The organism is Ruegeria sp. CDSB022, from assembly GCF_059611145.1.
Window position 1 is genome coordinate 925,553 of sequence record NZ_JBXWOZ010000001.1, and the last position, 17,330, is coordinate 942,882.

Annotated in this window: 16 protein-coding genes; 8 read left to right on the plus strand and 8 right to left on the minus strand. The window is 57.2% G+C overall.

Annotation, left to right across the window (positions count from 1 at the left end; all coding sequences use genetic code 11):
* Positions 1–717, plus strand: coding sequence for a GNAT family N-acetyltransferase (locus AC2FIZ_RS04615; protein WP_496700758.1), 717 nt, complete (start codon positions 1–3; stop codon positions 715–717).
* Here AC2FIZ_RS04615 and AC2FIZ_RS04620 read toward each other — a convergent pair.
* Positions 714–1,409 carry an SIMPL domain-containing protein gene (locus tag AC2FIZ_RS04620; RefSeq protein WP_282021349.1) on the minus strand — a complete coding sequence of 232 codons (696 nt, stop codon included), beginning with the start codon at positions 1,407–1,409 and terminating at the stop codon, positions 714–716. The genes AC2FIZ_RS04615 and AC2FIZ_RS04620 overlap by 4 nt on opposite strands.
* 164 nt (positions 1,410–1,573) lie before the next feature.
* Between AC2FIZ_RS04620 and AC2FIZ_RS04625 the strand changes: the two genes are divergently transcribed.
* The gene (locus AC2FIZ_RS04625) at positions 1,574–3,451 is read left to right on the plus strand and encodes a hypothetical protein (RefSeq protein ID WP_496790650.1); all 1,878 of its coding nucleotides are present in this window, start codon (positions 1,574–1,576) and stop codon (positions 3,449–3,451) included.
* Between the two features lie 43 nt (positions 3,452–3,494).
* Here the strand turns inward: AC2FIZ_RS04625 and hppD are convergent, their stop codons facing one another.
* A complete protein-coding gene (gene hppD / locus AC2FIZ_RS04630; RefSeq protein ID WP_281994757.1) occupies positions 3,495–4,592 on the minus strand; it encodes a 4-hydroxyphenylpyruvate dioxygenase in 1,098 nt (365 codons plus the stop codon).
* A 146-nt stretch (positions 4,593–4,738) separates the two neighbouring features.
* Here hppD and AC2FIZ_RS04635 point away from each other — a divergent pair, with 146 nt between their 5' ends.
* Positions 4,739–5,194, plus strand: a complete 456-nt coding sequence (locus tag AC2FIZ_RS04635) for an Lrp/AsnC family transcriptional regulator (protein WP_142634408.1) — start codon at positions 4,739–4,741, stop codon at positions 5,192–5,194.
* Positions 5,195–5,213: 19 nt separating this feature from the next.
* Positions 5,214–7,094 carry a monovalent cation:proton antiporter-2 (CPA2) family protein gene (locus AC2FIZ_RS04640; RefSeq protein WP_142634410.1) on the plus strand — a complete coding sequence of 627 codons (1,881 nt, stop codon included), beginning with the start codon at positions 5,214–5,216 and terminating at the stop codon, positions 7,092–7,094.
* Positions 7,095–7,122: 28 nt separating this feature from the next.
* On the opposite strand, the gene cobT is transcribed toward AC2FIZ_RS04640, so the two are convergent.
* Complete coding sequence (gene cobT, locus AC2FIZ_RS04645) at positions 7,123–8,136, minus strand: nicotinate-nucleotide--dimethylbenzimidazole phosphoribosyltransferase (RefSeq protein ID WP_281972264.1); 1,014 nt, start codon at positions 8,134–8,136, stop codon at positions 7,123–7,125.
* Between the two features lie 79 nt (positions 8,137–8,215).
* Here cobT and cobS point away from each other — a divergent pair, with 79 nt between their 5' ends.
* Positions 8,216–8,980: an adenosylcobinamide-GDP ribazoletransferase gene (gene cobS, locus AC2FIZ_RS04650; protein ID WP_281972265.1), complete on the plus strand. Its 765-nt coding sequence runs from the start codon at positions 8,216–8,218 to the stop codon at positions 8,978–8,980.
* 83 nt (positions 8,981–9,063) lie between these two features.
* On the opposite strand, the gene AC2FIZ_RS04655 is transcribed toward cobS, so the two are convergent.
* The 5 genes from AC2FIZ_RS04655 to AC2FIZ_RS04675 form a co-directional block, all read right to left on the minus strand.
* Positions 9,064–9,582: a CarD family transcriptional regulator gene (locus tag AC2FIZ_RS04655; protein ID WP_142634416.1), complete on the minus strand. Its 519-nt coding sequence runs from the start codon at positions 9,580–9,582 to the stop codon at positions 9,064–9,066.
* Positions 9,583–9,864: 282 nt separating this feature from the next.
* Positions 9,865–10,203 (minus strand): ferredoxin FdxA, encoded by a 339-nt coding sequence (gene fdxA, locus AC2FIZ_RS04660; RefSeq protein ID WP_085821728.1) that lies wholly within the window; start codon positions 10,201–10,203, stop codon positions 9,865–9,867.
* 66 nt (positions 10,204–10,269) lie between these two features.
* A complete protein-coding gene (locus AC2FIZ_RS04665; RefSeq protein ID WP_496790651.1) occupies positions 10,270–10,635 on the minus strand; it encodes an RNA-binding S4 domain-containing protein in 366 nt (121 codons plus the stop codon).
* 6 nt (positions 10,636–10,641) lie between these two features.
* The gene (locus AC2FIZ_RS04670; protein WP_496790652.1) at positions 10,642–13,461 is read right to left on the minus strand and encodes a helicase-related protein; all 2,820 of its coding nucleotides are present in this window, start codon (positions 13,459–13,461) and stop codon (positions 10,642–10,644) included.
* Positions 13,462–13,483: 22 nt separating this feature from the next.
* On the minus strand, positions 13,484–14,092 hold the full coding sequence (locus AC2FIZ_RS04675) for a tetratricopeptide repeat protein (protein WP_496790653.1): 609 nt from the start codon (positions 14,090–14,092) through the stop codon (positions 13,484–13,486).
* Between the two features lie 30 nt (positions 14,093–14,122).
* On the opposite strand from AC2FIZ_RS04675, the gene AC2FIZ_RS04680 reads away from it, so the two are divergent.
* The 3 genes from AC2FIZ_RS04680 to AC2FIZ_RS04690 all read left to right on the plus strand — a co-directional run bounded on the left by AC2FIZ_RS04680 (position 14,123) and on the right by AC2FIZ_RS04690 (position 17,277).
* Positions 14,123–14,413: an SCP2 sterol-binding domain-containing protein gene (locus tag AC2FIZ_RS04680; protein WP_142634424.1), complete on the plus strand. Its 291-nt coding sequence runs from the start codon at positions 14,123–14,125 to the stop codon at positions 14,411–14,413.
* The gene (locus tag AC2FIZ_RS04685; RefSeq protein WP_271946500.1) at positions 14,413–15,354 is read left to right on the plus strand and encodes an alpha/beta fold hydrolase; all 942 of its coding nucleotides are present in this window, start codon (positions 14,413–14,415) and stop codon (positions 15,352–15,354) included. The genes AC2FIZ_RS04680 and AC2FIZ_RS04685 overlap by 1 nt, the downstream gene beginning before the upstream one ends.
* A gap of 102 nt (positions 15,355–15,456) precedes the next feature.
* Positions 15,457–17,277 carry a M3 family oligoendopeptidase gene (locus tag AC2FIZ_RS04690; RefSeq protein WP_281994761.1) on the plus strand — a complete coding sequence of 607 codons (1,821 nt, stop codon included), beginning with the start codon at positions 15,457–15,459 and terminating at the stop codon, positions 17,275–17,277.
* The last annotated feature ends 53 nt before the right edge of the window (positions 17,278–17,330 follow it).

Consider the following 17,330-nt stretch of genomic DNA (forward strand, 5'->3'; position numbering starts at 1 on the left):
ATGGCCGGGCACGACATCAACGATCTTGGCCAACCCATCGGCCGGCCGGTTTCGGGCAATTTTCCGCGCCCGACGCCGCCTTATACGCCGATGGAAGGTCACTATTGCTCGGTCGTGCCCCTTGATGTGAACAGGCATGCGCCCGGTCTGTACCGGGCGTTTGCCAATGACACTGATGGGCGGAACTGGACTTATCTGCCCTATGGCCCATTCGAAAGCGAAGAAGATTTCGCCGCCTGGACCCGCGCGTCCTGTATGGATGCCGATCCCATGTTCCACACAGTGCTAGACGGTGATGGCACCCCGATTGGCATGGCCTCGTTCCTGCGGATTGAACCTGCGGCCGGTGTGGTCGAGGTTGGGCACATCCATTTCTCACCGCTGCTGCAGCGCAGCCCGAAATCCACCGAGACGATGTACTTGATGATGCGCCGCGTGTTCGATGAACTGGGTTATCGCCGTTATGAATGGAAATGCGACGCGCTGAATGCCCCGTCCTGCAGCGCGGCCCAAAGGCTGGGCTTTACCTTCGAGGGCATCTTTCGGCAGGCCACCCATTATAAGGGGCGCAACCGCGATACGGCCTGGTACTCGATCCTCGATACAGAATGGCCGCGCATCCGCTCGGCTTTCGAGGCCTGGCTGTCGCCGGACAATTTTGATCAATCGGGCCAGCAGCGGCAATCCCTGATGGCCCGAACCAGCGACACATCCTAGTCGGAAATCAGAAATTCCATCGACACGTTGACCGAGACCGAAATCTCGCCCCCGGAAACCGGAACGCCGCCCTCAGCCGCCATGTTCATTGCACGCATTTGAGGCATGGGATTGAACCCTCCGGCCTGTTCGCGGATCATCTGAACCGGTCCCAGCGTGACTTCGGCCGCCTGTGCCAGTTGGTTGGCCTTTGCCCGCGCCTCACCGACAGCTTTGGCCCGCGCCTGTGCCTCAAGCGGTGCAGGGTCCTGAATTCCGAAACTCAGCCCGCCGAAATTGTTGGCCCCGTCGTCAATGACCGCATCCATGATGGTACCCAGCTGCGACAGATCGCGAACACGCACCACGACGCTGTTGGATGCGACAAAGCCGGAAATCTCGGGCCGCTCTCCGCTAGAACTGTTCCGCCCAGACCATACCGGCGACAAAGACAGATCACGTGTTTGCACATCACGGGTTTCGATCCCCATCTCATCCAGTCGAGTCAGAATTTTGGCCACCGCGTCCGAAGTCGCTTGCATCGCATTTGATGCCTGTGCATCTTCGTTTGTTACACCCAGGGTAATGGTGGCCATATCCGGGGCCACATGCACCATGCCTACCGCATCAACAATGATGCGACGTTCTTCCGCAGTTGCCATCCCTACCGACGTCATGGCCAGCACAGCGGCCAGAAAAGCGATTTTCTTCAATATCTTCCCTCCAATTATCCTGATTTCAACATGGGGCTGCACCGGGTCACGGGGCAAGAGGAGACGCAGGCTTTTTCTTTCCCTCGGCGAGATCCTGCTTTAATGTCGGTCTGCGGACGAGGCATCGTTTGCATTGCAACTGACAATTATGGTTCCTCCGGATTATGAAACCCGCTTTTGCGCTGTCCATTTCTACAACCGGAATTTCTTTGCACCACAATTCCGATGGCGACTGGTTCGCCATAGGTGAGGTGTCGTTGGATGCCTCCAACTTGGAAGAGCAGTTGAAAGCGCTTCGGGACAAGGGGTTTGCGCTTGAAAATGACCTGAGCTGCAAGGTCATCATCCCAAGGGATCAGGTCAAATTCATCAAGGTTGAGGCCGCCGGATCATCCTTCGAAGACACCGAACAGGCTGTGCAAAACGCTGTATCCGATGCCACCCCTTATGATCTGACAGAGCTGGTATATGTCACGGCACATGACGGGGCGACCACATGCGTCGCCGTCGTTCCACGCGATACACTGGAGGAATCTCGGGGGTTTGTGCTGGGATACGGATTCGTTCCGGTCGCGTTCAGCGCTGCATATGAAACAGATGACTTTCCGACCGAACCGTTTTTCCCGCTTGGGGACGCGCCTGCGACCACAAACGCGCCCAAAGCGATCGCCACAGACCCCGCGCAGGATAGTCCGGTTGTTCACGCGATCGCCGATTCTACCGCTCCGACCAGCTTTTGGCCTGTCCAAAAAGTGGCCGCACCTAACTGGGCCTCTCTGCCATCAGTGCGAATTGCAGCGGCGGTGGCTTTGATGTTGGTAGCCGGTGGCATATGGAGCCTTTTCGGAGAAGACAGCCCTGCCCCTGTCGATTCAGAACTGGCCCTGCTGGACGAAACAATATCCCAACCCGAACCGAGTTCTGGACCTGTCGAGCCTGCAGAGACACCCGCAGCACAGGCCGAAGTCACAGTGCCTGAGACCGCAGAGCCAGAAATGGCACCGACCTCTGAATCAGAGCCCGAGCTGTCTGCAACCGACCAGGCCATTCTTGAGGCGCTGAACGTTGCGCCCGCGTTGGTAGACGAAATCGAGCTTGAGCCTGAACCTCAGTTAGTTCCGACACAGCCGGAGATCGAAATCACGTCACCGGGCCTTTTGATAGCGCCAGCGCAGGATCCGCAAATTGAGCTGTATCTGGCCTCCAAAGACGACTCGAATCTGTCGCGTGATGCAATCGCATTGCCGCCAGTACACACATACGACACCGACCTGCCATTTGATTTCGAACCACTTTCAACCGCTGCCGGGGCTAGGTTCAGCCTTGACGAGCGCGGGCTGGTAATACCAACCAAAGAAGGCGTCTTGAACCCGGACGGGGTGGTTGTCTATTTGGGAACACCTTCTAAAACTCCCCCTCCATCGGCTTTGGTCCGGCTGGAAAAGGCACCTGTTGAGGAAGTGGTCGACAACAGGCTGGCGACATTGCGACCAAAACCAAGGCCCGAGAACCTGGCCGAAAATTTTGAACGGCAACGGCTTCAAGGGCGTACATTGAAGGAATTGTCCGGAATTCGCCCGAAACCGCGCCCGGAATCCCTGTTGCGTGCCCCGCCGCCCCCGGAATCGACTGAGCCCCTTGCGGAAATGAGGGTGCCGCGCCCCAAACTCCGACCGGCCGGACTGACTCGGCAGGCCAGTGCAGGTACTGCGACTTTGGGTTCGGCAGCTGGAATTGAACAGCTCAACAATGAGGTTGGAACGTTCCAGCCCAAAACCACAGCGCCCAAAATCCCATCCTCGGCTTCGGTTGCACGGCAGGCCACAATCGACAATGCAATCAACCTGCGGAAACTGAACCTGATCGGGGTTTACGGCAGCCCATCCAATCGCCGCGCATTGGTTCGGCTGCCCAGTGGCAGGTACAAAAAGCTTAAGATCGGGGACAGGCTTGACGGCGGCAATGTCATTGCTATCAGCGACAATGAATTGCGCTATCAGAAACGCGGGCGAAACGTGGTTCTCAAGATGCCACGTGGTTAAGGGGCGGCCTGCGCGAGTGACCACGCAGGATTACCTTCTTGCATCAAGCTGCTGAAATTTCTCCACTTTCAATCTGCTCTCGCTCGATGGATTCGAACAGCGCCTTAAAGTTTCCCTCGCCAAACCCATCGTCGCCTTTGCGCTGAATGAACTCGAAGAAAATCGGTCCGATGACCGTTTTCGAGAAGATTTGCAGCAGAATCCGGGTCTCACCACCGTCCAGAACGCCCTCTCCATCAATCAGAATGCCGTGCTTCATCATCCGGTCCAACGGCTCTTCATGATCGACCACGCGGGTTTTAGACAACTCATAATAGGCTTCGTTCGGGCCGGGCATGAACTTCAGCCCCTTTTCGGCAATCGCATCGGTCGAGGCATAGATATCCTCGCTGCCCACAGCGATATGCTGGATGCCCTCGCCCTTGTATTTCTTCAGGTAGGAAACGATCTGCCCGGTTTCACCGCGATCTTCGTTGATCGGAATGCGGATACGCCCGCATGGAGACGTCAGCGCGCGACTAAAAAGACCGGTGAATTTGCCCTGAATGTCAAAAAAACGGATTTCACGGAAGTTGAACAAATCACCATAGAACTTGAACCACTTGTCCATATTGCCCTTGTAAACATTGTGGGTCAGGTGATCGAGATAATAGAACCCATCCCCCCGGGGCTTGGACTGTTCGGTCCATGTGAATTCCTGATTATAGGGCGATGTTTCGTAATATTGATCAATGAAATAGATCAACGATCCGCCAATCCCCTTGATTGCAGGCACATTCAGTGTCTTGTCTGCCGCGTCATAAGGTTCAGCCCCTTTCGCTACAGCGTGCTCATAGGCTTTCTGCGCATCCACGACGCGCCATCCCATCGCCGGAGCACAAGGGCCATGCTCGCCCACGAACCGGGCAGAATAGCTGTCGGGATCTGCATTCAGGATGTAAGTCACATCACCCTGTTGCCACAACTCAATCGCAGGCTTGTCCTTGTGGTGACCTACCAGCGCGAATCCCATCTTTGCGAACAGATCGCGCAGCTCTTGCGGCTCGGGATGTGCGAACTCGACAAACTCGAACCCATCGGTTCCGGCGGGGTTTTCATCCGATATGATTGATTTCGGGGCGTTGTGAGGGAAAGGACCCATGGCGCGTCTCCGTTAATACAGGAATTTATTTGCTGATTTCAAAATACGTCTTAATCGGCACTTTTTTCGCGCATAGTTTTCCAATAACTTAAAGGGGCGCGCGTAATTTGCGCATAAGAATGGCCAATCACGGAGTTTTTCCGCACATGCTTGATTCCACTGATACGCGCCTGCTGTCAGCGCTGCAGAAAAACGCCCACCTAACAGCACACCAACTTGGAGAGATGTTGAACCTGTCGCCCAGTCAGGCTGGTCGCCGACGCCAACGGCTGGAAGCTGAAGGGTATATCACCAGCTATGTCGCACGCCTCGATCCTCTAAAGTTAGGGTTGCAGGTGCAGGGTTTTGTTCAGGTTCATCTGAGTACGCACGGCCCCGAGCAATCTGAAGGCTTTGCCCGTATGGTCGAAACACGCGCCGAAATCACCAGCGCATGGACAATGACAGGTGAGGCCGATTATTTACTACATGTCTATTGCGACGATCTATCCGCGCTTAATCGCTTGCTTCATCAGGTAATCCTTCCACATCCTGCAGTGGCTCGGATACAAAGCCAAATCGTTATGGATCAGCTCAAACGCGACGCCCCCCTGCCCACCTGAGCGCATTGAAAGGACGATCATGGACAACTTCCTTTACCAGGCGACGATCTATCTGGCTGCGGCTGTGATCGCCGTGCCGCTTTCGGCGCGTCTGGGACTGGGCTCTGTACTGGGATATCTGGCCGCGGGCCTTGTCATAGGGCCGTTGTTCGGATTGGTGGGTGCGGAAACGGAAAACCTGCAGCATGTGGCTGAATTCGGCGTAGTCATGATGCTGTTCCTGATTGGACTTGAACTGGAACCGCGCGCTCTTTGGGATATGCGGGACAGGCTTTTGGGGCTTGGCGGCCTCCAGGTGCTTTTATCGACCGCAGTGATCGCCAGCGTCGCCATGTATGCAAATCATCCATGGTCCGTAGCCCTGGCAGTGGGGCTGACGCTTTCCTTGTCATCAACTGCGATTGTTTTGCAGACCCTGTCGGAAAAGGGCTTGATGAAAACGAACGGAGGACGGGCGACCTTTTCAGTACTGCTGACTCAGGACATCGCGGTCATACCAATCCTGGCACTGCTTCCACTGCTGGCTCTGCCTGCCATTCCCCAGATTGCAAATGACGGATCTATCAACCGCATATCCACGGGGCACCACGGCGCGGCGCATCATAGCTTGTCATTGGTCGAGGGGTTGCCAGGGTGGGCGGTAACGCTTGTCACCATTGCCGCGATCGGTTTCGTCATTCTCGCAGGAGTGTACCTGACCAGGCCCTTGTTCCGCTTTATTCATGCGACCCGCCTCCGCGAGATGTATACGGCGCTGGCGTTGATGATTGTGGTTGGCATTTCCTTCCTGATGACGTTGGTTGGCCTGTCACCCGCTCTGGGCGCGTTTCTTGCGGGTGTGGTGCTGGCCAGTTCCGAGTTCCGGCATGAAATGGAGAGCGACCTAGAGCCGTTCAAAGGCCTTTTCCTTGGTCTGTTTTTCATCACCGTTGGCGCGGGCATCGATGTCGCCTATTTCTTTGACGACCCCTTCGACCTGATCGGACTGGCCCTGTTGGTAATCTTGGTCAAAGGGATCATTCTGTTCCTGGTTGGCCGCGCCTTTAAACTGCGCGGACGCGATCACTGGCTGTTTACACTGGGGCTGGCGCAAGCAGGTGAGTTCGGCTTTGTCCTGCTGGCGTTTTCGACCCAGCAGAATGTGATTCCAGGGGATCTGTCACAAAAACTTCTGATGATCATTGCGCTGACCATGCTGATCACGCCGCTATTGTTCATCATTTATGATCTTCTCTCGCGCCGGATGGGAGATGGCACACCGGCACCCGAACCGGATGAGATCGACGAGAAAGGCCCGGTCATCATCGCCGGGATCGGGCGATTTGGTCAGATCGTCAATCGTCTGGTGCAGGCAAGCGGGTTCAAAACCATCGTTCTTGACCATAACATCGAAACCATCCAGCTGATGCGTCGCTTTGGCGTAAAAGGGTTCCTGGGGGATCCGACCCGTCCGGAACTGTTGCGCGCGGCCGGCCTTGAAAAAGCATCTGTTCTGGTGGCTGCGATGGATGATCGCAAGAAGGTGACGCGTCTTGTCGGCTATGCGCGCCGCCAGCGCCCAGACCTACACATCGTCGCGCGGGCACGAGATCGGACCCATGTGTACGAGCTGTATCAAGCCGGCGCGAACGACATTGTGCGCGAGACATTCGATGGCTCATTGCGGGCCGGGCGATATGTGCTCGAGAATGTGGGTCTCAGCGAATACGAGGCAGCGCAGGCCGAACAGACTTTCTACCACCATGATCGCATGTCGGTTCGTGAACTGGCAGAGCTCTGGATTCCCGGGCTGCCCACCGCCGAAAACAAAAAATACATCGAGCGTGCGCAGCAGCTGGAAAAAGACCTTGAGACCGAACTGCTGGAATTGGCGGAAGAAAACGACAAAAAATCGGCCTGACCTTCAACTGACGGTCAGGCCGCGCGGATCAACTGTCCGAGACGCCAGCTTCGGCAAAGGTCGCCATGCCGGAATGACAGGCAACAGCGCTTTTGAGGATATTGATCGCCAGCGCCCCGCCAGAGCCCTCACCCAGTCGCAGCCCCAGCTTCAGCAAAGGCTCTTTACCGAGCTTGGCCAACACAGCGCCATGCGCACCTTCCGCGCTCTGGTGCCCGGCGATCGTGTGATCCAGCGCGCTCTCTGAAAGGTCAGACAGACACGCGGCGGCCGCTGAGCAGATAAAGCCATCCAGAATAACCGGAATGTGCAGCGCGCGTGCGGCGGCAATGGCTCCGGCCATAGCGGCGATCTCGCGTCCGCCCAGACGGCGCAGAATCTCTAGCCCATCGCCCGAACCGCCATGTAGCGTAACACCTTCGGCCACCACACGGGTTTTGTTTGCTAATCCCGCATCATCGACACCTGTTCCGCGACCAGTCCAATCGCCCGCCTGACCTCCGAACAAGGCGCAAGCAATCGCCGCTGCGGGGGTTGTGTTGCCGATACCCATTTCACCAACAACAAGAAGATCGGCGTCTGGTCTGACCGCAGTCCACCCGGTGCGCAGCGCCTGCAACAGGTCGTCCTCTGACATAGCTGGACCTGATGTGAAATCCGCGGTCGGTCGTTCAAGCTCCAGCGCGTGGACATCCATCGTTGCCCCAGCCGCCTTGGCCAGCTGGTTGATGGCCGCCCCGCCATGTTCAAAGTTCAACACCATCTGCACGGTCACTTCCGGCGGAAAGGCCGAAACACCCTGTGCTGTGACACCGTGGTTTCCGGCAAACACGATAACCTGCGGCGAGGTGATCTGCGGGCGGGCATCCCCGCGCCAGCCTGCATACCAGATTGCCAGGTCTTCCAACCGACCAAGCGCGCCCGGAGGTTTGGTCAGCTGCCCATTACGGTCAGTCGCCCCTTGCGCAGCGGCATCATCGGGCCCGGAGGCTTGCCGGACAGCTTCGCGGAAAGAATTCAGATTGTTAATTTCGGGCAGCATCCAAAGCCTCGTTGCATCAGAGTGGTCCTGCGTGTTTAACCGAAGCGATCAAACCGACAAGACCCTGAAAGGCGCAGGAGTGCTAAAAAACGACACCAAGCTCATTTCTGCCTGGGATATTCCGCTGGCTTTGGTCCTGTTGACGCGTTTGCCCGTGCCGCGGCTGCCTGACAGAGTGTTCTCGCGTCAGGCCAGCGCCGTTTGGGCCTTTCCATTGGCGGGGCTTGTTGTCGGCATGTTGGCCGGTGCCGTGGGATGGATGGCGACGGCTATGGGGCTGCCGTCGATAGCGTGTGCCATACTTGTCGTTCTTGTCCTGACCATCACCACCGGCGCGATGCACGAGGATGGGCTTGCAGATACCGCTGACGGGCTGTGGGGCGGTTTCACGCCTGAACGGCGGCTAGAGATTATGAAGGACAGCCACATCGGCACCTATGGCGTCCTTGCCCTGATTTCTTCGCAACTGCTGCGCGTGTCGTTGATTGCTGCGATCCTTTCGAATGCGGGTTTTGCCACCATATTGGCCGCATGCATCGTTTCGCGGGCTATGATGCCTGTTGTTATGTCCGTCCTTCCAAATGCCCGCCAATCGGGCCTTAGCCATTCAGTGGGCGCACCCGGATCGACCGCGGTGATACTCGGCGGGGCCATGGCGCTGCTGCTCACTCTGCCAATGATCGGGTTGCAGGTGGTTTTCCCTGCGCTGATTGCCGCTTTGTCTGCGGTGGCAATGGCGATGCTAGCCAAGGCCAAGATCGAGGGTCAGACCGGTGACATACTGGGCGCCACTCAACAACTGGCCGAGATAGGGTTTCTTATGGCCGTAGCTACGCAGGTTTAGTGGCCCCGATTTCAATAGGTGACTGCAATATAAAAAGGCCACCTCCTTGCGGGGATGGCCTTAAAACTTTGATTTTAGCAGGTTCAGGCCGCCGCTGCCGCGCGCGAGGTCAGAACCTCATCCACCTGCCTGGCCGCAGACACTTCGCCTGCGCCGGATACTGCCGCGACTTCGCGGGTCAGACGCTCAAGCGCGGCTTCATAAAGCTGACGTTCGGAATAGCTCTGTTCGCGCTGATCATCGGTGCGGTGCAGATCGCGGACAACTTCGGCAATCGAGATCAGATCACCCGAGTTGATCTTTTGTTCATATTCCTGTGCCCGGCGGGACCACATGGCACGCTTGACCTTGGCCTTGCCCTTCAGTGTCTTCATGGCCTGGCTGATGACATCTGGCGAGCTGAGCGAGCGCAAACCGGACTCGGTCGCCTTGTTGGTCGGCACGCGCAGGGTCATTTTGTCTTTCTCAAAGGAAATGACGAACAGCTCGAGCGAGTATCCCGCAACTTCCTGTTCTTCGATCGAAATGATCTGACCGACACCATGGGCCGGATAAACAACATAGTCGTTGGGGCGAAACTCAAGCTTCTTCGACTTAGACATACAGGTTCTTCCTTGGTTACGAGAGCGCGGGACAGACAACAAAACGACCCACCCCGTGCCAGTACGGCCCGGTCAGGTTGCTGTGTTTTCAACTAATCAGAACTCCAAAGCGAGCATACTTACGGAGTCATCCCCATCTCAATCAACGTTCAATTTCCGAGTATATCACAAAATTGAGACACTCGAAAGGCTGCCCCTTTCCACTTGAAAGAAAGGTGTTAAGAAACAGATAGATAAGGCGCCATCCCACTGCTGAACTGACAAGTTCAGAGCGCGAATCGCTTAGCCGCCTTCGCCGGGGGCCTCAGAGAAGTATTTCTCCATCTTACCCTCTTCGCCATCACGCTCTTCTGCATCAGGCAGCGGGTCTTTCTTGGTCACGATCACCGGCCACTGCTCGGAGAACTTGCGATTAAACTCGACCCATTGATCCATGCCCGGCTCAGTATCCGGACGGATCGCATCAGCGGGACATTCAGGTTCACATACTCCGCAATCGATGCATTCATCGGGATGGATGACCAGTGTATTCTCACCTTCATAGAAACAATCCACCGGACACACTTCGACACAGTCGGTGTATTTGCAGGCGATGCAGTTTTCAGTGACAACATAGGTCATGGTGAATTTCCCGTTTGCGGTTTGGGCGTCTAGCTAAATCAGTATGGCGTCAGCTTCAAGATATGTTCAGCTATCTTGATTGCGAGAAAGATCAAGTAGACGCCGATCCTTCTTGGTGGGACGACCTTTTCCCTCAAACCCTGGATTTCGCGGCTGCGTGTCCTGCTTTTCGGTCAAATCGGTATACAGTGTCTGCGCCTCGGTTGCCGGTCCGCGCCGATCACCCAGTTTTTCGATACGCACAACGCGCACAATCCGCCCCTGAGGGAAGGTCAGAACATCACTGGGGGCCACAGGCTGCGCCGGTTTCAGGATCCGGTTTCCGTTGACGCGGACATGGCCGCCACTGACCTGTTTGGCGGACAGGCTGCGGGTCTTGAAGAACCGAGCCAGCCACAGCCATTTATCGATCCGAAGCCGGGCCTCGGTCATAAGGCGTTAATTGCCTTCCTTCAAACCCATAAGCGCGGCCGCGAACGGGTTATCGGGATCAATGGGCTTTTCCTTTTTCGGCGGACGAGACGAGAAGGTCTTGGCACCCTGCGGCTTGCCACCTTTCTTGCCCTGCGGCTTGCCCCGGCCATCCTGAGGCTTACCGCGCGGCTTACCTTTGCCCTGCCCCTGCCGCTGTTCACGGCGTGGGCCTTGGTTGGCCTGACGCTGACGGCCCCAGGTGAAGGTATAGAAGACCTCAACCTCGGGTTCATCTGTTGCTGCTGTCGGCGCGGTGGCCTCGGCTGCTGCCTCGGTGCTTTCGGTGGCCTCGGCTGACGCCTCGGTTGGTGCGGCGACCTCTTCGGGGGTTCCCTCTGGTGCGGGTACTTCCTCGGAGGCAGCTACTTCCGTGGCCTCTGCGGCAGGTAGCTCTGCCGGTGCGGGCTTAACCTTTTCACGCTCGGCGCGTTCGGCCTTGTAGCCCAGCCCCTGCATCAGGTCAGCGAATTGTTCCAGCGTCATACCGGTGATCGACAGCATGTCAGGCTTGGCCTCGAACCCACCACGGCTGTCTTCAGCGCGCAGCATGTCGGCCAGACGTTCCAGCATGTCGATCCGGATCGAGCGTTCGCCCGCATCGCGATAACCACACATAGTGTCATAACCGTCAGGTGCGCCTTTGGCGATGGGCACAGTAACAAGACCCGGAGGCGGCGCGTCGGGAAATTCCTGCAGGCCATTTGCCAATGCCCACAGAACAAGACGCAGACGCGTTGGGGCCGGTTTCAGCAGCAGCGGCATGAAAATGGTGAACTGACCAAAGCGGATACCGTGTTTGCGCAGCGCGCCACGGGCGTCCTGATCCAGATCCTTGACGTCTTGCGTGACACCTGCGCGCGGCAATACGCCTAGCGCCTCAACCATGCGGAAGGCAAAGCCCCTGGCCAGCCCATTGAGTTCTTCATCGCGCGACAGGTTCAGCAGCGGCTCGAACAGTGCGGCCACTTTGCGGTCGATGAAATGCTGCAGGCGACGCTGAACTTTCTGTTCAACATCGGGGCCCGCGGCCTCGTCCACAAAAACCTCGACCAGCGGCTTGAGAGGCTCTGCCCCGGCAACCAGCTTGCCAACGGCATATTCACCCCACATCAGGCCACCCTGATCGGTAAAATCAATTTCGGTATCGGGTGCATTATAGAAGCGATCGGCACGCAGATGGAATTGCGGCGCGAGGGCTTGCAAGGACGCCGATTTCAAGGCTTTCGCCTCGGCTCCTTGCGCGCTTTTGTCCGGACTGAACCGGAACCCTTCCAGACGACCGACGAATTCACCTTCGACGGTCACTTCACCCTTGTCATTTACTTCGGCCAAAAGGGCCTCCTTCTGTTTGAGCCGGCGCAACAAAACGGATGTGCGCCGGTCCACAAATCTCTGAGTCAAACGGTCATGCAGAGCGTCTGACAGCCTGTCTTCTACAATGCGCGTCTCATCACGCCAATGGGATTCGTCACGCACCCAACCATTTCGTTGCGCAACGTAAGTCCAGGTGCGAATATATGCCAACCTTTTTGACAGTGCATCTATATCGCCATCCGTTCGGTCGATCCGGCGGATTTGCCGCGCCATAAAGTCATCCGGGATCGAACCACCTTCATGCAGGTGGCCAAAAATCACTTCGAGCAGGCTGGCATGTTCGGCATGGCTGATGCCGCGAAAATCGGGGATTCGGCACACATTCCATAACGAACGAACGGATTGCGGATCACTGGCACGGGCCGCAATTTCGGCAACTTGCGACAAGGATTTAAGCACATTCAGATCATCTGCCGGACGGGCTTTGATCAGGTGTTCGCTATCCGGGCTAATCTCGAGCGTGTGGATCAGAGCGTCAATCGAACCAAACTGCAAGGCGGCATTCCGCCAGTTCAGTTTTTTCATCGGCGCAAAGCGGCTGTCCATAATGGCCTGCGCGACACCGTCGTCCAGAGGCGGCGCCTCGCCGGTCACGCCGAAGGTTCCATCGGACATACCGCGCCCAGCGCGGCCAGCAATTTGGGCAAGCTCATTCGGGGCCAGGGGCCGCATGCGCCGGCCATCGAATTTGGTCAGGGACGAGAACGCAACATGGTTCACATCCAGGTTCAACCCCATCCCGATGGCATCGGTGGCAACCAAATAGTCGACCTCACCATTCTGATAGAGCTCAACCTGCGCATTCCGTGTACGTGGGCTGAGCGCCCCCATGACCACAGCCGCCCCACCCTTTTGACGGCGTAGCAGCTCGGCGATGGCATAGACGTTGTCGACCGAAAACCCGACGATGGCGCTGCGCGGTGGCATGCGGCTGATTTTCTTGGAACCGGCATAGACCAATTGCGACATCCGCTCTCGCCGGACGAATTGTGCTTCGGGCACAAGTGCCGCGATGGGGCCGCGCATGGTATCGGATCCCAGAAACAGGGTTTCATTAGTGCCGCGCGCGCGCAGCAACCTGTCGGTGAAGACGTGGCCGCGTTCCGGGTCGGCGCAGAGTTGGATTTCGTCGATAGCCACAAAATCGGCACCCATGCCTTCGGGCATCGCCTCGACCGTACAGACCCAATATTTAGCACGTGGCGGTACGATACGTTCTTCCCCGGTGATCAGCGCCACCACCGACGGTCCGCGAATGGCGACGATTTTGTCGTATACCTCGCGCGCAAGCAGGCGCAGCGGCAGGCCGATCACCCCCGTGCGGTACCCCAGCATACGTTCGATTGCGTAATGGGTTTTGCCTGTATTGGTTGGGCCAAGTACGGCCACGATTCGGGATGACCCGCTCACCTTTGCCCCCTGCCCCCGGTTCTCAGAGGGCCGAGCCCTCGACCTGGGCTTTCAGTCGATTCACTGCATTGGTTACTTCTTCGTAATGGGGATGTATAGCCAAGGCATGGGAATAGGCCGCAAATGCTTTTTCGGGCTGACCCAGAATCTCAAATATCAATCCAAGCCCGTAGATGGCCTCATAGTTGTTCGGGTTCAGCGTCAGGGCATGTTCCAGATCTGCGGCAGCCATCCCGAACTTTTCGATCCCAAAAAACGCAGAGGCCCGCGCGTGCCAGCCTTCGGCGAAATCAGGCGCGTGGTCTGTCAGGGCCGTCAAATGCTCGATCGCGGCATAGGTGTCACCATCATCCAGTGCTTCGCGCCCACGCTCCAGCAGCAGATCGGCGGAGGCCGAACCCGATTGCGACCAGAGCGCCCGTAACTGGCGGTCGATTCCAGTCGCCTGGTCCGGTGCGGCCTGTGCAAGGTTCTGCAACAACTCGGCCTCGTCGCGGGAATCCTCCTGCTGCGCAAGGCAAGTGGAGGAAAACATGACTAGGACAAAAAGTGCCGCAACGGTACCTTTGAGATTGTTGATTGCATTGCTCATAACAAGTGTCAGTGTAGCGTTGCGACCGAGGATGTCCATTCACGGCGTACTAACAAAATGAGGAAGATCATGAGCGATTCATTGGAAAAAGCCGCAGCAGTGCTGAATGAGAAACTGTCGGGCGGCGATTTCGACGCATCGGCTAAATTTGCCATCGCGGATTTGGGCGCGATCGTAGTTGATGCAAGCGGCGCGCGCATCAGCGATGAAGAAACGGACGTGACTTTGAACGCTGATGCGGACACGTTCGAGCAAATTCTCAATGGTGATCTGGACCCGACAAGCGCCTTCATGGCCGGAAAACTGAGCATCGACGGCGACATGGGCGCGGCAATGAAACTCGCCTCGGCCCTGGCCTGATGGAATACCCGTCGGCCCCTTTGTTCGAAGACGTGGCTGGCGGCCCCGCTGGCGGTGTTGCACATTGGTTGAACACCGCCGACGGTACCCGAATTCGCGTGGCGCATTGGCGCCCCGAAGGTACAGCGAACGGGACTGTCATGCTGTTTCCCGGTCGCACTGAATACATCGAAAAATACGGTGATGCGGCGAGTGAATTCGTCAAGCGTGGCTTTGCCGTGTTGGTGATCGACTGGCGGGGTCAGGGATTGGCAGACCGGTTGCTTGACGATCCGCGGGTTGGCCATGTCGATAAATTCACTGACTATCAGCAAGACGTAGATGTGTCGCTAGAGCTGGCTACAAAGCTTGATCTGCCCAGGCCCTGGCATGTTATTGGCCACTCTATGGGCGGTGCCATTGGATTGCGGGCAGTTTTGGAAAACGATTGTTTTTCTACCTGTGTTTTTACCGGTCCGATGTGGGGGATTTTCTTTACGCCCCTTATGAAACCCATCAGCCGGTTGACCGCAAATTGGGCCCCACGACTGGGGTTTGGCGAAAAGACGCCCCCGACCACATCACTGGACAGCTATGTTCTGACACAGCCTTTCGAAGGCAATAGCCTGACGCGCGATCCTGCCATGTACAAAATGATGCAGGATCATCTGGCCAAGTATCCTGAACTGTCTCTTGGTGCACCGTCGACGATCTGGCTGCGCGAGGCATTAGATGAATGCGACTGGTTGATGGTGCAGACTGCCCCAGCCATCCCATGCCTGACATATCTTGGCTCCCACGAGCAGATTGTGGACCGCAAGGCCATCCGCGCACGCATGGCAAACTGGCCCAACAGCACGTTGATCGAAATTCCAGACGGTGAACACGAAGTCCTGATGGAACCGCCAGAGGTGCGCGACCCAGCATTTGACCAAATCGCCGCGCATTTCAAAGCTGCATAGACGGATCACCCCCTGGAACCGGCGCTTTCCCTTTGACTGTCCGCTTGTGATCCTCGCCGGTCGCGCCTAGATGTTTGCCAAAGCAGATTTTCGAGGTGATCCATGCGCGACCTTCCTTTTCCAGTACGTGACGCAAACGCAGTCGGCGGGGCCGATAATCTTGGCAACCTGCCGGAATGGGATCTGACGGATCTCTATGCTTCGGAAGACGCGGCCGAGCTTGCGCGTGACCTGGACTGGTTGGAAACCGAATGCGCCGCCTTTGCCGCAGATTACGAAGGCAATTTGGCGGATCTTGATGCCCAGGGCTTGCTGACCTGCGTGTTGCGGAACGAAAAGATCAACTCGATCGCCGGGCGTATCATGTCCTTTGCCGGACTGCGCTATTATCAGCTGACAACCGACGCCGAGCGCGCCAAGTTCCTCTCGGACATGCAGGAAAAGATCACTGTCTTTACCACGCCGCTGGTGTTCTTCACGCTGGAAATCAATCGCCTCGACGACGACGCGCTAAAAGCGCATTTCGACGCCAACACCGATCTGGCCCGTTACGAGCCCGTATTCCGCCGCATCCGCGCGATGAAACCCTATCAGCTATCTGACGAGCTTGAAAAATTCCTGCACGATCTGGGTGTTGTTGGCGATGCCTGGGAACGCCTTTTCGACGAGACCATCGCAGGCTTGACCTTTGATGTTGACGGAGAAGAGTTGAACATCGAAGGCACACTCAACCTACTGACCGAGCAGGACCGCAGCAAACGCGAAGCGGCTTCTCGCGAATTGGCCCGCGTGTTTCAGGACAACGTCAAGACCTTCGCGCGCGTTCACAACACGCAGGCCAAGGAAAAGGAAATCGTCGACCGCTGGCGCAATATGCCGACCGCGCAAACTGGTCGTCACCTGTCGAATGACGTCGAGCCCGAAGTCGTCGAGGCCCTGCGCGAGGCGGTCGTGGCCGCCTACCCCAAGCTGAGCCACCGCTATTACGAGCTGAAACGCAAATGGCTAGGTCTGGATGTGATGCAGGTCTGGGACCGCAACGCGCCCCTGCCGATGGAAGACACGCAGATTGTCGGCTGGGATGACGCCGAGAAAACCGTGATGGATGCCTATGAGGCCTTTGATCCCCGTATGGGTGAAATCGCCGCGCCGTTCTTCTCGAAGGGTTGGATTGATGCGGCGGTGAAGCCGGGCAAGGCACCAGGCGCATTTGCGCATCCCACTGTTACCGACGTGCATCCTTACGTGATGCTGAACTATCTGGGCAAGCCGCGCGACGTGATGACCCTGGCGCATGAGCTGGGCCACGGCGTCCATCAGGTGCTGGCCGCCGATCAGGGCGAGATGCTGTCATCCACCCCGCTGACGCTTGCCGAAACCGCTTCGGTTTTTGGTGAAATGCTGACCTTCCGCAAAATGCTGGACAAGGCCGAAACCCCTGAGCAGCGCAAGATTCTGCTGGCTGGCAAGGTCGAGGACATGATCAACACGGTCGTGCGCCAAATCGCCTTCTATGACTTCGAATGCAAATTGCACGCCGCACGCCGCGAGGGCGAGTTGACCCCGGACGACATCAACGCCCTGTGGATGAGCGTTCAGGCCGAAAGCCTCGGCCCCGCATTTGAATTCATGGAAGGGTATGAGACGTTCTGGGCCTATATCCCACATTTCGTGCACTCGCCCTTCTACGTCTACGCCTATGCCTTTGGCGACGGCCTCGTGAACGCGCTCTATTCCGTCTACGAAAGCGGCGCCGACGGGTTCGAGGACAAATACTTCGACATGCTGCGCGCCGGTGGATCAAAACACCACAAAGAGCTGCTGGCCCCGTTCGGTCTGGACGCCAGCGATCCCAAGTTCTGGGACAAAGGCCTGTCGATGATCTCGGGCTTTATTGATGAATTGGAAGCGATGGAGGGCTGAAGTCGCCTGAAGCGGAGACGGTGATGTCTGCTTTGCGGACAAAGCGGACTTTG

Excerpts from the sequence above, each read along its gene's own strand:
- AC2FIZ_RS04615 (WP_496700758.1), top strand. The coding sequence starts at position 1 with ATGGCCGGGCACGACATCAACGATCTTGGCCAACCCATCGGCCGGCCG.
- AC2FIZ_RS04625 (WP_496790650.1), top strand. The coding sequence starts at position 1,574 with ATGAAACCCGCTTTTGCGCTGTCCATTTCTACAACCGGAATTTCTTTG.
- hppD (WP_281994757.1), bottom strand. The coding sequence starts at position 4,592 with ATGGGTCCTTTCCCTCACAACGCCCCGAAATCAATCATATCGGATGAA.
- AC2FIZ_RS04635 (WP_142634408.1), top strand. The coding sequence starts at position 4,739 with ATGCTTGATTCCACTGATACGCGCCTGCTGTCAGCGCTGCAGAAAAAC.
- AC2FIZ_RS04640 (WP_142634410.1), top strand. The coding sequence starts at position 5,214 with ATGGACAACTTCCTTTACCAGGCGACGATCTATCTGGCTGCGGCTGTG.
- cobT (WP_281972264.1), bottom strand. The coding sequence starts at position 8,136 with ATGCTGCCCGAAATTAACAATCTGAATTCTTTCCGCGAAGCTGTCCGG.
- AC2FIZ_RS04655 (WP_142634416.1), bottom strand. The coding sequence starts at position 9,582 with ATGTCTAAGTCGAAGAAGCTTGAGTTTCGCCCCAACGACTATGTTGTT.
- fdxA (WP_085821728.1), bottom strand. The coding sequence starts at position 10,203 with ATGACCTATGTTGTCACTGAAAACTGCATCGCCTGCAAATACACCGAC.
- AC2FIZ_RS04665 (WP_496790651.1), bottom strand. The coding sequence starts at position 10,635 with ATGACCGAGGCCCGGCTTCGGATCGATAAATGGCTGTGGCTGGCTCGG.
- AC2FIZ_RS04675 (WP_496790653.1), bottom strand. The coding sequence starts at position 14,092 with ATGGACATCCTCGGTCGCAACGCTACACTGACACTTGTTATGAGCAAT.
- AC2FIZ_RS04680 (WP_142634424.1), top strand. The coding sequence starts at position 14,123 with ATGAGCGATTCATTGGAAAAAGCCGCAGCAGTGCTGAATGAGAAACTG.
- AC2FIZ_RS04685 (WP_271946500.1), top strand. The coding sequence starts at position 14,413 with ATGGAATACCCGTCGGCCCCTTTGTTCGAAGACGTGGCTGGCGGCCCC.
- AC2FIZ_RS04690 (WP_281994761.1), top strand. The coding sequence starts at position 15,457 with ATGCGCGACCTTCCTTTTCCAGTACGTGACGCAAACGCAGTCGGCGGG.